This window comes from Streptomyces sp. NPDC046349, assembly GCF_055587885.1.
This window is the reverse complement of the sequence record NZ_JBVJFK010000011.1, coordinates 238,380-252,331: the sequence shown is the minus strand read 5'-3', so window position 1 is coordinate 252,331 and position 13,952 is coordinate 238,380. Positions and strand designations below refer to the sequence as shown.

Annotated in this window: 13 protein-coding genes; 7 read left to right on the top strand and 6 right to left on the bottom strand. The window is 70.1% G+C overall.

Annotated features, from left to right (window positions below):
* Positions 1 to 109 precede the first annotated feature (109 nt).
* The 5 genes from ACZ6JS_RS26120 to ACZ6JS_RS26100 all read left to right on the top strand — a co-directional run bounded on the left by ACZ6JS_RS26120 (position 110) and on the right by ACZ6JS_RS26100 (position 8,497).
* Entirely contained in the window at positions 110 to 841 is a 732-nt protein-coding gene (locus ACZ6JS_RS26120; RefSeq protein ID WP_469301421.1) for a VIT1/CCC1 transporter family protein, read from the top strand.
* A gap of 422 nt (positions 842 to 1,263) precedes the next feature.
* Positions 1,264 to 5,802, top strand: coding sequence for a glutamate synthase large subunit (gene gltB / locus ACZ6JS_RS26115; protein WP_469301599.1), 4,539 nt, complete (start codon positions 1,264 to 1,266; stop codon positions 5,800 to 5,802).
* Entirely contained in the window at positions 5,795 to 7,255 is a 1,461-nt protein-coding gene (locus ACZ6JS_RS26110; protein ID WP_469301420.1) for a glutamate synthase subunit beta, read from the top strand. The genes gltB and ACZ6JS_RS26110 overlap by 8 nt, the downstream gene beginning before the upstream one ends.
* A gap of 217 nt (positions 7,256 to 7,472) precedes the next feature.
* Positions 7,473 to 8,312 (top strand): helix-turn-helix domain-containing protein, encoded by an 840-nt coding sequence (locus ACZ6JS_RS26105; protein WP_469301419.1) that lies wholly within the window; start codon positions 7,473 to 7,475, stop codon positions 8,310 to 8,312.
* A complete protein-coding gene (locus ACZ6JS_RS26100; RefSeq protein WP_469301417.1) occupies positions 8,297 to 8,497 on the top strand; it encodes a DUF397 domain-containing protein in 201 nt (66 codons plus the stop codon). The genes ACZ6JS_RS26105 and ACZ6JS_RS26100 overlap by 16 nt, the downstream gene beginning before the upstream one ends.
* Positions 8,498 to 8,538: 41 nt before the next feature.
* On the opposite strand, the gene ACZ6JS_RS26095 is transcribed toward ACZ6JS_RS26100, so the two are convergent.
* The 5 genes from ACZ6JS_RS26095 to ACZ6JS_RS26075 form a co-directional block, all read right to left on the bottom strand.
* Positions 8,539 to 8,955 (bottom strand): hypothetical protein, encoded by a 417-nt coding sequence (locus ACZ6JS_RS26095; RefSeq protein ID WP_469301415.1) that lies wholly within the window; start codon positions 8,953 to 8,955, stop codon positions 8,539 to 8,541.
* 111 nt (positions 8,956 to 9,066) lie between these two features.
* The gene (locus ACZ6JS_RS26090; protein ID WP_469301413.1) at positions 9,067 to 9,750 is read right to left on the bottom strand and encodes a DUF4232 domain-containing protein; all 684 of its coding nucleotides are present in this window, start codon (positions 9,748 to 9,750) and stop codon (positions 9,067 to 9,069) included.
* A 158-nt stretch (positions 9,751 to 9,908) separates the two neighbouring features.
* Entirely contained in the window at positions 9,909 to 10,427 is a 519-nt protein-coding gene (locus ACZ6JS_RS26085; RefSeq protein WP_469301411.1) for a pyridoxamine 5'-phosphate oxidase family protein, read from the bottom strand.
* Positions 10,428 to 10,462: 35 nt separating this feature from the next.
* Positions 10,463 to 11,191 carry a VWA domain-containing protein gene (locus tag ACZ6JS_RS26080; RefSeq protein WP_469301409.1) on the bottom strand — a complete coding sequence of 243 codons (729 nt, stop codon included), beginning with the start codon at positions 11,189 to 11,191 and terminating at the stop codon, positions 10,463 to 10,465.
* 35 nt (positions 11,192 to 11,226) lie between these two features.
* Positions 11,227 to 12,630, bottom strand: coding sequence for a hypothetical protein (locus ACZ6JS_RS26075; protein ID WP_469301407.1), 1,404 nt, complete (start codon positions 12,628 to 12,630; stop codon positions 11,227 to 11,229).
* Positions 12,631 to 12,806: 176 nt separating this feature from the next.
* Here ACZ6JS_RS26075 and ACZ6JS_RS26070 point away from each other — a divergent pair, with 176 nt between their 5' ends.
* Positions 12,807 to 13,004: a hypothetical protein gene (locus tag ACZ6JS_RS26070; protein WP_469301405.1), complete on the top strand. Its 198-nt coding sequence runs from the start codon at positions 12,807 to 12,809 to the stop codon at positions 13,002 to 13,004.
* 94 nt (positions 13,005 to 13,098) lie between these two features.
* On the opposite strand, the gene ACZ6JS_RS26065 is transcribed toward ACZ6JS_RS26070, so the two are convergent.
* Positions 13,099 to 13,278 (bottom strand): hypothetical protein, encoded by a 180-nt coding sequence (locus tag ACZ6JS_RS26065; RefSeq protein WP_469301404.1) that lies wholly within the window; start codon positions 13,276 to 13,278, stop codon positions 13,099 to 13,101.
* Between the two features lie 81 nt (positions 13,279 to 13,359).
* Here ACZ6JS_RS26065 and ACZ6JS_RS26060 point away from each other — a divergent pair, with 81 nt between their 5' ends.
* Positions 13,360 to 13,911, top strand: coding sequence for a hypothetical protein (locus tag ACZ6JS_RS26060; RefSeq protein WP_469301402.1), 552 nt, complete (start codon positions 13,360 to 13,362; stop codon positions 13,909 to 13,911).
* Positions 13,912 to 13,952: the final 41 nt, after the last annotated feature.

Here is a 13,952-nt window from a genome sequence, read left to right as displayed (position 1 = left end):
ACGGCCTTCCTTGCTGGCGGGCCATGAAAATCGTGCGTAGTTTCGAGGTGTTCAGGGGGAGCAGGGCGCGTCATGGCGTCCGTGGAGACAATTGGGGAGACACCACCGCATGTCCATCATCGACATCGAAGCACCGCTGCACACCGCCCACCGCGACAACCACACCCACCGCGACGTCAACGGTGGATGGCTGCGGCCGGCCGTCTTCGGTGCGATGGACGGGCTCGTCTCCAACCTCGCCCTCATGACCGGCGTGGCCGGCGGAGCCGTCGCCCCGCAGGCCGTCGTGATCACCGGCCTCGCCGGCCTCGCCGCCGGAGCCTTCTCGATGGCCGCCGGCGAGTACACCTCCGTGGCCTCGCAGCGCGAGCTGGTCCTCGCCGAGCTCGACATCGAGCGGCAGCAGCTGCGCAAGCACCCCGTCGACGAGATGGAGGAGCTGGCCGAGCTCTACGTCTCCCGCGGTGTCGAGCCGGCGCTCGCCCGCGAGGTCGCCATGCAGCTCTCCCGCGACCCCGAGCAGGCCCTGGAGATCCACGCCCGCGAGGAGCTCGGCATCGACCCCGACGACCTGCCGTCACCGCTCGTCGCCGCCGTCTCGTCCTTCGGCTCCTTCGCGCTGGGCGCGCTGCTCCCCGTACTGCCGTACCTGCTCGGCGCCACGGCCCTGTGGCCGGCGGTGCTGCTCGCGCTGGCCGGACTCTTCGCCTGCGGCGCGGTCGTCGCCCGGGTCACCGCCCGGTCGTGGTGGTACAGCGGCCTGCGCCAGCTGCTGCTCGGCGGTGCTGCCGCAGGTGTGACGTACGTCCTGGGAACCTGGATCGGCGCAGCCATAGGCTGACCGCCGTCGGAGTGAGACACTATGCAGTACGCAACATAAGTAGTCCGTTACTCGGCGGTTTCGATCCCGTGTCCGCCGGGCATTACTCCAGGACTCCGGGCGGGCAACGATGCCCGCCCTGTACCGGGACCTTCGCCCCACGCGCTACGCCGGGATGCGCGGGAACACGCCGGGACTGCCCTGCCCCGCGATCCGCCCGTAGAGCGCCGCGAGAGTCCCCTCTTTCTGCCTCGCGCAGTGTCCGCATGCTGGAATGGCATATCCGCTTCTCGGGATTGTCGTCATCATGTAATCTGCACGAAATTTCGCAGAGGGCCAACGTCGTCCCTCGGCTATGCACATATGCCACGACGACGACGGGAGAGCCGATGCGTTCCGCATCCACGCACTCCGCGACCGGCCTGAACACCGCCTGGTCGCCCATGGACGGTCGCCCCGCCCAGCAGGGCATGTACGACCCGCGCAACGAGAAGGACGCCTGCGGCGTCGGATTCGTGGCGAACCTCACCGGCGAGGCCACCCACACCCTCGTTGAGCAGGCCCTGACCGTCCTGCGGAACCTCGAGCACCGTGGCGCCACCGGCTCCGAACCGGACTCCGGCGACGGCGCGGGAATCCTGTCCCAGGTGCCGGACGCCTTCCTGCGCGAGGTCGCCGGATTCGAGCTCCCCGAGGCCGGCGCGTACGCCGTCGGCATCGCCTTCCTCCCCGCCGACGGCACCGCACAGGCCGTCGCCGCGGAGCAGATCGAGGCCATCGCCGCGCAGGAGGACCTCACGGTCCTCGGCTGGCGCGAGGTCCCGGTCACCCCGGACCTGCTCGGCAACGGCGCCCGCGCCACCATGCCCGCCTTCCGCCAGCTGTTCGTCAGCAACGGCACCACGGGCATCGAGCTGGACCGCAAGGCGTTCGTGCTGCGCAAGCGCGCCGAGCGCGAGGCCGGCGTGTACTTCCCGTCGCTCTCCGCCCGCACCATCGTCTACAAGGGCATGCTGACCACCGGCCAGCTGGAGCCCTTCTTCCCCGACCTCTCCGACCGCCGCTTCGCCTCGGCGCTCGCCCTGGTCCACTCGCGCTTCTCCACGAACACCTTCCCCTCCTGGCCGCTCGCCCACCCCTACCGCTTCGTCGCGCACAACGGCGAGATCAACACGGTCAAGGGCAACCGGAACTGGATGAAGGCCCGCGAGTCCCAGCTCGCGTCGACCGCCTTCGGCGAGGGGGCGCTCGACCGCATCTTCCCGATCTGCACCCCGGACGCCTCCGACTCCGCCTCCTTCGACGAGGTCCTGGAGCTGCTCCACCTCGGTGGCCGGTCGCTGCCGCACAGCGTGCTGATGATGATCCCGGAGGCGTGGGAGAACCACACCTCCATGGACCCGGCCCGCCGTGCCTTCTACCAGTACCACTCCACGCTGATGGAGCCCTGGGACGGCCCGGCCTGCGTGACCTTCACCGACGGCACCCAGGTCGGCGCGGTCCTCGACCGCAACGGCCTGCGCCCCGGCCGCTACTGGGTCACCGACGACGGCCTCGTCGTCCTCGGCTCCGAGGTCGGCGTCCTCGACATCGACCCGGCCAAGGTCGTCCGCAAGGGCCGCCTGCAGCCCGGCAAGATGTTCCTGGTCGACACCGCCCAGAAGCGGATCGTCGAGGACGACGAGATCAAGAACGAGCTCGCCTCCGCCGCCCCCTACGCCGAATGGCTGGAGACCGGCGAGATCGAGCTGACGGACCTGCCCGAGCGCGAGCACATCGTGCACACGCACGCCTCGGTCACCCGCCGCCAGCAGACCTTCGGCTACACCGAGGAAGAGCTGCGCGTCATCCTCGCGCCGATGGCCCGTACCGGCGGCGAGCCGCTCGGCTCCATGGGCACGGACTCCCCGATCGCGGCCCTGTCCGAGCGCCCCCGGCTGCTCTTCGACTACTTCACCCAGCTGTTCGCGCAGGTCACCAACCCGCCGCTGGACGCCATCCGCGAGGAGCTCGTCACCTCGCTGCTGTCCTCGATCGGCCCGCAGTCCAACCTGCTGGAGCCGACCGCCGCGTCCTGCCGCAGCGTCACCCTGCCTTTCCCGGTGATCGACAACGACGAGCTGGCCAAGCTCATCCACATCAACGCCGACGGCGACATGCCCGGCATGAAGGCCGCCACGCTCTCGGGCCTCTACCGGGTCTCCGGCGGCGGCGAGGCACTCGCCGCCCGGATCGAGGAGATCCGTGCCGAGGCCGACGCGGCGATCGCCAACGGCGCCCGCCTGATCGTCCTCTCGGACCGCCACTCGGACGCCGAGCACGCGCCGATCCCGTCGCTGCTGCTCACCGCCGCCGTGCACCACCACCTCATCGCCACCAAGCAGCGCACCCAGGTGGGCCTGCTCGTCGAGGCCGGCGACGTCCGCGAGGTCCACCACGTCGCCCTGCTCATCGGCTACGGCGCCGCCGCGGTCAACCCGTACCTCGCCATGGAGTCCGTCGAGGACCTGCTGCGCGCCGGTACCTTCCTGTCCGGCCTGGAGCCGGAGCAGGCCATCAAGAACCTGATCTACGCGCTCGGCAAGGGCGTCCTGAAGGTCATGTCCAAGATGGGCATCTCCACCGTCGCCTCCTACCGCGGCGCCCAGGTCTTCGAGGCCGTCGGCCTCAACGACGAGTTCGTCGAGACCTACTTCAACGGCACCGCCACCAAGATCGGCGGCGCCGGCCTGGACGTCATCGCCAAGGAGGTGGCCGCCCGCCACGCCAAGGCGTACCCGGTCTCCGGCGTCGCGGCCACGCACCGCGCCCTGGACATCGGCGGCGAGTACCAGTGGCGCCGCGAGGGCGAGCCGCACCTGTTCGACCCGGAGACGGTCTTCCGCCTCCAGCACGCCACCCGCAACCGCCGGTACGACATCTTCCGGCAGTACACGGACCGCGTGAACGAGCAGTCCGAGCGCCTGATGACGCTCCGCGGCCTGTTCGGCTTCAGGTCCGACCGCCCGTCGATCTCCATTGACGAGGTCGAGCCGGTCTCCGAGATCGTCAAGCGCTTCTCCACCGGCGCCATGTCGTACGGCTCCATCTCCAAGGAGGCGCACGAGACCCTCGCCATCGCCATGAACCAGCTGGGCGCCAAGTCCAACACCGGTGAGGGCGGCGAGGACCCGGAGCGCCTGTACGACCCGGCGCGCCGCTCCTCCATCAAGCAGGTCGCCTCCGGCCGCTTCGGTGTGACGAGCGAGTACCTGGTCAACGCGGACGACATCCAGATCAAGATGGCGCAGGGCGCCAAGCCCGGCGAGGGCGGCCAGCTGCCCGGCCACAAGGTCTACCCGTGGGTCGCCAAGACCCGGCACTCCACCCCGGGTGTCGGCCTGATCTCCCCGCCGCCGCACCACGACATCTACTCCATCGAGGACCTGGCCCAGCTGATCCACGACCTCAAGAACGCCAACCCGGCCGCCCGCATCCACGTGAAGCTGGTCTCCGAAGTCGGCGTCGGCACGGTCGCGGCGGGTGTCTCCAAGGCCCACGCGGACGTCGTCCTGATCTCCGGCCACGACGGCGGTACGGGCGCCTCCCCGCTCACCTCGCTCAAGCACGCGGGCGGCCCCTGGGAGCTCGGCCTCGCCGAGACCCAGCAGACCCTGCTGCTCAACGGCCTGCGCGACCGCATCGTCGTCCAGACCGACGGCCAGCTCAAGACCGGCCGCGACGTGGTCATCGCCGCGCTGCTCGGCGCCGAGGAGTTCGGTTTCGCGACCGCGCCGCTCGTCGTCTCCGGCTGCGTCATGATGCGCGTCTGCCACCTGGACACCTGCCCGGTCGGCATCGCCACCCAGAACCCGGTCCTGCGGGACCGCTTCTCCGGCAAGCCCGAATTCGTGGTGAACTTCTTCGAGTTCATCGCCGAGGAGGTCCGCGAGATCCTCGCCGAGCTGGGCTTCCGCACGATCGAGGAGGCCGTCGGCCACGCCGAGCTCCTCGACACCACCAAGGCCGTCACGCACTGGAAGGCGCAGGGCCTCGACCTGGAGCCGCTCTTCTACGTGCCCGAACTGCCCGAGGGTGCGGTCCGCCACGCCCTGATCGAGCAGGACCACGGCCTGGAGAAGGCCCTCGACAACGAGCTGATCGAGCTGGCGGCCGACGCGCTGAACGCCGAGAGCGCCGAGGCGGCCCTGCCGGTCCGCGCCCAGGTCTCGATCCGGAACATCAACCGGACCGTCGGCACGATGCTCGGACACCACGTCACCAAGAAGTTCGGCGGTGCGGGCCTGCCCGACAACACCATCGACCTGACCTTCACGGGCAGCGCCGGCCAGTCCTTCGGCGCCTTCGTCCCGAAGGGCATCACCCTCCGCCTGGAAGGCGATGCCAACGACTACGTCGGCAAGGGCCTCTCCGGCGGCCGGATCGTGGTCCGCCCGGACCGCGGCGCCGACCACCTCGCCGAGTACTCCACCATCGCCGGAAACACCATCGGCTACGGAGCCACCGGCGGCGAGATGTTCCTGCGCGGCCGCACCGGCGAGCGCTTCTGCGTCCGCAACTCCGGTGCCCTGGTCGTCTCGGAGGGCGTGGGCGACCACGGCTGCGAGTACATGACCGGCGGCACGGCGGTCGTCCTGGGCGAGACGGGCCGCAACTTCGCGGCCGGCATGTCGGGCGGCGTCGCGTACGTCATCGACCTCGACCCGAACAACGTCAACGTCGGCAACGCGGGCGCGGTCGAGGCCCTGTCCGACACCGACAAGCAGTGGCTGCACGATGTGGTGCGCCGCCACGAGGAGGAGACCGGCTCGACCGTGGCCGCGAAGCTCCTGGCTGACTGGTCCGTCGCGGTGGACCGCTTCAGCAAGATCATCCCGACCACGTACAAGGCAGTGCTCGCCGCCAAGGACGCCGCTGAGCTCGCCGGACTCTCGGAATCCGAGACCACGGAGAAGATGATGGAGGCGGCGACCAATGGCTGACCCGAAGGGCTTCCTCACCACCACGCGCGAGACCGCCTGCTCCCGTCCCGTCGCCGACCGGCTGAAGGACTGGAACGAGGTCTACGTCCCGGGCTCGCTGCTGCCGATCATCAGCAAGCAGGCCGGCCGCTGCATGGACTGCGGCATCCCGTTCTGCCACAACGGCTGCCCGCTCGGGAACCTGATCCCCGAGTGGAACGACTTCGCGTACCGCGACGACTGGGCGGCGGCGTCGGAGCGGCTGCACGCGACGAACAACTTCCCGGAGTTCACGGGCCGCCTGTGCCCGGCGCCGTGCGAGTCCGCGTGCGTGCTCGGCATCAACCAGCCGGCCGTCACCATCAAGAACGTCGAGGTCTCGATCATCGACAAGGCGTGGGACAACGGGGACGTCACCCCGCAGCCCCCGGAGCGCCTGTCCGGCAAGACCGTCGCCGTGATCGGTTCGGGCCCGGCCGGCCTGGCCGCCGCCCAGCAGCTGACCCGGGCCGGCCACACCGTGGTCGTGTACGAGCGCGCCGACCGCATCGGCGGCCTGCTGCGCTACGGCATCCCCGAGTTCAAGATGGAGAAGGTGCACATCAACCGCCGCATCGAGCAGATGCGCGCGGAGGGCACCAAGTTCCGCACCGGCATCGAGGTCGGCCGTGACATCACGGCCACCGACCTGCGCAAGCGGTTCGACGCGGTCGTCGTCGCGGCCGGTGCCACCGTCTCGCGCGACCTGCCGGTCCCCGGGCGCGACCTCAAGGGCATCCACTTCGCGATGGAGTACCTGCCGCTCGCGAACAAGGTCCAGGAGGGCGACTTCCTGGCCCCGCCGATCACGGCCGAGGGCAAGCACGTGGTCGTCATCGGCGGCGGCGACACCGGCGCGGACTGCGTGGGCACCGCCCACCGCCAGGGCGCGGCCTCGGTCACGCAGCTGGAGATCATGCCGAAGCCGGGCGAGGAGCGGAACGCCAACCAGCCGTGGCCGACGTTCCCGATGCTCTACAAGGTCACCTCGGCCCACGAGGAGGGCGGCGAGCGGGTCTACTCCGTCTCCACCACCCACTTCGAGGGCGACGAGGACGGCAACGTCCAGGCGCTGCACCTGGTCGAGGTCGAGTTCGTCGACGGCAAGCTCGTCCAGAAGCCCGGCACCGAGCGCGTCCTCCCCGCGCAGCTGGTGACCCTGGCGATGGGCTTCACGGGCACCGACCAGGCGAACGGCCTGGTCCAGCAGTTCGGCGTGGAGCTGGACGCCCGCGGCAACATCGACCGCGACGCCTCCTACGCGACCAACGTCGACGGCGTCTTCGTCGCCGGCGACGCGGGCCGCGGCCAGTCGCTCATCGTCTGGGCCATCGCGGAGGGCCGGTCGGCCGCCCGCGGCGTGGACCGCTTCCTGACCGGCAGCAGCACCCTCCCGTACCCGGTCAAGCCGACGGACCGCTCGCTGACGGTGTAGCCACCGAAGCACCCCCGCCCCGCGAAGGGCGGGACCCCTCATACGGTCCGTACAACGGCGTACGGAACACCCGACGCAGCGCCCGCCACGTCCCCGACCAGGGGTGGCGGGCGCTGTGGCGTTTCGCGGTCGTATGAATGCGATCCGCTGCCCCGGCGTCGTGGTGAGGACTACGCTGCTGCCCGCCAAGGGGACCGTAGGAGCGGGGAGTTGTCGCATGGCCAAGCCGAAGGGTGAGGGTGGCGCGGCGCAGACGCCGGAGGAGTTCGCCCGGGAGGAGCTGCGGCGCCATCGGGAGGCGGCGGGGATGACCCAGGCCGCGCTGGGCGAGCGGATCTTCGCCACCGGGTCCTACGTCGGGCAGATGGAGGGCGGTCAGCGCCGTCTGCGCCCCGAGATCGCGGTACTCATCGACCGCGAGCTGGGTACGGGGGACTACTTCTACCGGTTGGCGAAGGCGTTCAAGTCCAGGTACGTCGAGTACTTCGCTGCGGCGGCCGAACTGGAGACCCGGGCCACGGCGATGTACGAGTACGGATCCAGCCTGGTCCTGGGTCTCCTCCAGACGGAGGACTACGCGCGCGCGGTCATCCGTGGAGGCAATCCCACCGCGCCCGAGGAGTACGTCGAGTCCCTGGTTGCGTCCCGAATGGAGCGCCAGCGCCTCCTCGATGATCCGGTGACCCCCGAACTCTGGTTCGTCCTGCACGAGGCGGTTCTGCGGACGCAGGTGGGGGGGCCCGCTGTCATGGATGCCCAACTGCGGCACATCGCCGCCCGCGTCCGCGACAACAGGATCGTCGTGCAGGTGGTCCCGTTTTCCGTCGGAGCCCAGGGCACTCTGGGCTCGCTGGTCAGCATCATGCAGTTCGTCGACGCGCCCGACGTGGTCTACACAGAAGGCCCCCGGGTGGGGCACTTGATCGACTATCCGGCCCTGGTCCAGCGCCACTGGAAGCTCTACGATCTTGCAAGGGCCGCTGCGCTGGCACCGGCGGCCTCCTTGGCCTTGATCGATTCGGTGGCGGAGGAGTACGCGACATGCGCGCAGACCTGAACGGCCTGTCCTGGCGGACGTCCTCGTACTCCAACTCCGACGGCGCCAACTGCGTCGAGGTGTCCGACGACCTCCCCGGCGTCGTCCCCGTCCGCGACAGCAAGCTGGCCGACACCGGCCCGGTGATCGTTTTTGCCGCCGCCCCTTGGGTGTCGTTCATCCAAATCGTGCAGCACCGCCCCTGAAGCGCCCGCCGGGTGTGGCGGGCGCTTCGATCCCTGCCGGGTTACTCGGGCTGCGTGACCGTGGCGCCCCAGTGGGTGGTCGGGGTCGAGGCGGTCACCCAGGCGGTAAATCCGCCGTGGAGGCCGGTGCCGAGGGGGAGCGTGACCACCGTCGGGTCCGTGCCGGGGCAGTCGACGGTGAAGGGGGCCGGGTCGCGGTCGGGGTGCTCCTGGAGCTTGAACGACACCTCGATGGTGCCGCCTCCCGCGCATCCGAAGGTGATGAACGTGTCCAGGCTCGCGGAGAGGCCGCCGGAGACGAAGCCGCTGGAGCCGGCCTGGTCGGCGATCCAGATCAGGCCGTCAGGGCCCGGGTAGCCGATGATCTCGCCCGTCGGCGAGGCCTCGGCCGGGGCGGCCACCAGAGCCAGGGCGCATGCCGGTGCCAAGGCCGCCAGGGCTGCGAAGCGCTTCTTCATGTCGTCCCCCAGGGTTGTCGTGCCGTCCGTCCGTCGGACAGTCGCGACGCTACCCAGAGGTACTGACATTCGCCTGAGTACGCGTACTCAGGGGCCCGGCCCCGGCAGGGCTCAGCGGGTGAACAGCGGTGACGCCGCGCTCTCCGAGGTGCTCTGCCAGTACGTCACACGCGCCTCGTCATCCATGTGCACGCCCCCGGACGGCAGTTGGAGGAGCGTTCCCTCGCCCGTGTTCTCCTCGGGGCTCTGGCCGTGCGGGGCGAGCGCGAGGTCGGTCGTGAGCGTTCCGGCTGCCTTGCCGCCCTGCCGGGCGAGCAGGCCTGCGTAGGCCTCCTTGCCGGGTCCGAGGACCACCGGGGTCTGGGGCCTGGTGTTCTCGAAGACGGCCACCAGCCGCCCGTGCCCGTCTTTGATCCGGAGCACCGGGTGGGAGGTCAGCAGGCAGGTCCTGGGGCCCGTGTTGACCACGGTGAGCAGGAGCTTCGAGTCGTCCTTGGTCGGCGGCACGGCCCACTCCACGGACACCTGGGCGTACTCGTCGGAGCAGTTGTTGTTCTTGCCCACAGGTTCGCCCTCCGCCTCACCCGGCCGGGGCACGGCGGAGGTGGCCGAGGGGGAGGGGGTACCGGAGGCGGCTCCCGGCGTGGGCGCGGAGGGCTTCGGAGTCGCCGTGGTGCCCGACTTGTCGTCGGCTGCAGGCCCGCAGGCCGTGGTCGTCGCGAGGAGCGCGGCGGCCGTCAGGCTCAGGAACGCGAGCGTTCGGGTACGTCCGGCTGTGTTCGGGCAGGTGTGCATCGTGATCCCCCGTGGCGGCTCTCTGGATGACTGGCCGGGCGGCCGGCCGGCCGGCTGACATGGGTTCAGCTCGGTGCGGTCAGAATGCCCCGCGTGGCATCGGATTCACGCCACGCGGGGGATCGTTACAGGTCGCGCATATGAATGCCACGCTCCGGTCATCCGGCCGCCGGCGCAGGGTCCTCACGCGGCGGTTCGTCGTCGTTGCCCCGGCGCTGCGTGCGCAGGCCGTGCTCCGGGAGCCAGGTCCGCATCACCAGGTCGTCGCCCTCGATGCCGATGTGGACGACCTCCGTGAGGTCGGCGTAGAAGAGGTGGAAGGGGTGCGGGGTCTCCGTCTCCTCCGCGTACCGGTGGAGTTCGGGCGGATCGACGAGTTCCACCGCGCGCCCGGAGATCCGTACGTCCCCGTCCGGCATGGTCTCGCCCTCGCCCGGATTGGTGTGCAGGGCGAAGCGGGGGTCGCGCTGGAGGTCCCTGGCCTTCATCGAGCCCGCCATCATCCCGAGCCACAGCTCACCGCCCCGGATGTCGACGTTCAGGCCGGTAACCCGCGGGGAGCCGTCCTTGCGCAGGGTGGCCAGGACGTGGTGCGGGTACTGCGCGAAGCGGGCCTGCACGGCCGCCGCGAAGTCCGGTTCCGCCTTCTCGAAGACTGCCCAACTGGTATGCGTCATACGTCCATCAAAGCGCGGGCGGCGGCGGGGCCGGGTCAGGCGCGCACGATCCCCGCACCGCGTGCCGCCGCCAGCCAGGCCGGGTACTCCCCGACGAGCCGGTCGTACAGTTCGCCGTCCGACACGGCGCGGGGGTCCTGCCCGGCGTGGAAGTAGCCCGCGTTGTCCACCGGCCGCTTCGCGGGCACGGGCAGCTCGTCCAGCCGGCGCAGGAAGTCGAACTGCGTGCTGCGGGTGTTGCCGAAGCCGACGAACTGCCAGAAGAGCGGCAGCCGGGCCGCCTTGCACAGGTACTTCTCGGCGGCGAGCTTGTTGATCGGCCCGCCGTCGGTCTGGAAGACGACGAGGGCGGGTCTCGTGGAGCCCGAGTCGAGATAGTGGTCGATCACCGCGTCCATCGCCGCGTGGTAGGCGGTCTTGCCCATGTGGCCCAGGCGGGAGGCGATCTCGTTGACCCGGCCCTCGTGTCCGGGAAGGGAGATCTCCTCCACCGCGTCGACCTCCGTGGAGAAGAACACCACCGGCACACGGGCGTCGTCGTCCAGGTGCGCCGACAGTCCCAGCACCCGGTCCGCGAGGGCCTGCACGCTGCCGTCCTGGTAGTACGGGCGCATCGACCCGGAGTAGTCCAGGACCAGGTAGACGGCGGCGCGTCCGCCCTCCATGCCGTGCTTGCGCAGGGATATCCCGGCCGTCTTGTAGAGGTTCACGAGGGCCGGAGCCGACTCCTCGACCTTGCGGAGGCTGATGGCGCTGCTGGTCATGGGGCGAGGGTACGGGGAGGGCCGGTGGCGCGTGGTCACTTCGGGCGCCGGGCCTGGGCCTCCCTGAGGAGCTGCGGGTACGGCGTCTGGATCAGCGAACCGCGCACGAAGGCCAGACCGTAGCGGTCGACAGCCTGCCTGTGCTCCGTGGGGTCCTTGAGGCTGAAGACCCGCTTGTCATCGGGGCTCGCGACATGGACGTAGACGACGGGAAGAGGACGGTACAGCCACCAGACGGTCACGCGCTCCCGACCGCGTGTCAAATTCAGGAGTTCACTGCTCTGGGAGATGGGGGCCTGGTATCGAAAATACTCCTTGCCGTCCTTCGTCGGGCTCGGAGGGTCGTTCTCTTTTCCCTCCTCCTCGAGCTTGCCCCGCCATTTGCCGGACCGCTCGTAATCGACATCCAATCTCATCCTGTCCTGCCTGAAAGCGTAGGCCTCCACCTGGGCCGTGACCGCTTCGTAGTCGGCGTCCATCGGCTTTTCGATCTCGGCGACCACGTCCTCCGAGATCTCCTCGCCGGGGCTCAGCTCCTGCCCTGGTGGCTTGACCAGCTCGCCGGGTTCGAGCAGCCTGTACTTCTCTTTCGGATCGCTCGCGAGCCGGGTGTGGATCCAGTAGATGCTGCCGAGGACGTGGACCGGAACCTCGCCGGAGTTCTTGAGGTGCAGGCGCACCGGCAGGAACATTTTCGTCCCCGCTTTGTTCAGGCTCGGCTTCCCGATTTCGGCCGTGCCCTGCACCAGCGTGCGGGATATGGAGGGGAGGTAGATCTGTGTGTAAGCCAAGTTGGTGATGACGAGGACGGTGGAGACGATCGCCCCGACCGCGATGCGGCCGGGATAGCGGAGCGCCTTCCACACCCGGCGGCGGTAGAGCATCCAAAGGGACCATGAAGCGCAGATGATGAGGCCTGCCCAGAGCAGCAGGCACAGGGCGTAAGCGGGCCTGCCCTTGCTGGCGAAGAACATCACGAGCAGCACCACGCCGACGAAGAGTTCCACCAGCGCTCCGAAGAGGAGGGCCGGGCCCGAGTGCTGCAGCTTGCGCTTGCGCCAGTAGTCGAAACAGGCCGCGAAGGCGACCAACTCCACGGCGGCCATGAACAGGAAGACGAATCCTGTCACCCGGCCGGCGAAGGTGAGGGCGTCAACGGAGTCCTTCATTCCAATCCAGGCGCACATGCCTGCGGTCGCCAGGAAGCCGGCTGCCATGACCGCGCCGGTCAGGCGGCGCCCCCAAGAGTGCGCCGGCCATACGGTGCAGTTTCCGCCGCGCCAATCGATAGGGGCCTCAGGTGGGACGCCGGCGCGATGCAGCACCTTCTGCAGTTCGTGGTGGCTCCACACCTTGCCCTTGCTCTTGCCGTCGATCACGACTTTCCGCAAGCCGTCGTCATCCGGTGGTCCTACGACCACAGAGGGTTTGGTATCCATGCCGTCAGCCTGCGCCCGCACTCGGGTGAACGCCGCTGGAACACGCCTCCCGGGCACGCCTACCCGTGCAATGACGGGGCCCCGGCCATCACTCGAATGGAGTAACAGGGTGGGTGCCTGGAGGCGCTGCGGGCGAGGCTGGTGACGACCGTGTCGCCCATCCTGTGGAGGTTCCGATGCGTGCACGACTTCTCGGGCTCATCGCCGCTGCGATCTTGGCCGCTCTTGCCGCCATGGCTCCGGCTGCGCAGGCCGCAGCGCCCGCGATCGACGGGCAGATGTGCACGGAGAATGGCGGAAGCGTGGAGTACGAGTCCACCAAGGGCTCGTGGGTCTGCGTCGGCGGCACCCACGACGGCAAGCCGATCGACTGACCCGGGCAGCGCCGGCCGGCTACGCCGGCCCGTCTCCCCGCGCCTCGATGTCGTCGAGCATGGCGGCCGCCGGGCCGCGCTCCGAAGCGTAGTACTACCGCTCGGCCCACTGGAGGGTCACCGCCGGTAGGCCCAGGCCGGGTCGGGCTGGGCGCATCCGCTCCGGCTCCGGCAGGCGGCCCGGCCACATCCGCTGCACCGGCCCGTGCTGGAGTACGGGCCGGTCGGGCGGGTCGGCCGGGGCCTGGCGGGCCCACTCCCGTACGGCTCCCATGAGGACTGCCTGACGACCGTCCTGAGGACCGCCTGGCGGTCGGGGCGGCCCCGGCCCTCCGGGCCCGGGCATGATGTGTCCATGGCTGACCTGACGCGGAGAGCTGTGGGAGCGGTCCTGCGCAACTGCCTCCTCCTGGCGGTGGAGTTCGGTGCGATCTGGATGCTGCGCGGGCCGGAGGGCCCCTGGATCCCGGTCCTGCTGGCCGTCTTCGTCGTCGGCGCGGCCGTACCGCACGGCACCGACGCCGAGATCGTGGCCCGCACCGCCGTGGCGCTCACCGCCGTCGGGATCGTGCTGCTCGGCGGGATCACCTGGGACCGGCACGTCCTGCACGACCGGGGCCGGGAGGAGGCGGCGGTGGTCGTGCAGCGGACGATGGTGGAGGACGGCGCCGCGATGTCCCCCTCGCTGCGCCTGAGCACCGAGGCGGGCCGCGACCTGGCCGGCCCCGTGGCGATGGACCTCGCGGTCGGCGCACGGCTGACGGTGACAGTGGACCCCGACGGGCCGGCCTGGGCCGTCGGCGGCCGTCCCGGACGGCCGCTGTGGCAGGCGGTCGGCACCGGAGCCCTCCTGCTGCTCCAGACCGGCGTCCTCGTCCGGATCTCCCTGCGCCGCTCCCGGATCTGACCCGGGACGACAGGCGGCGCAGGGGCCCGCACGAGTCCGCC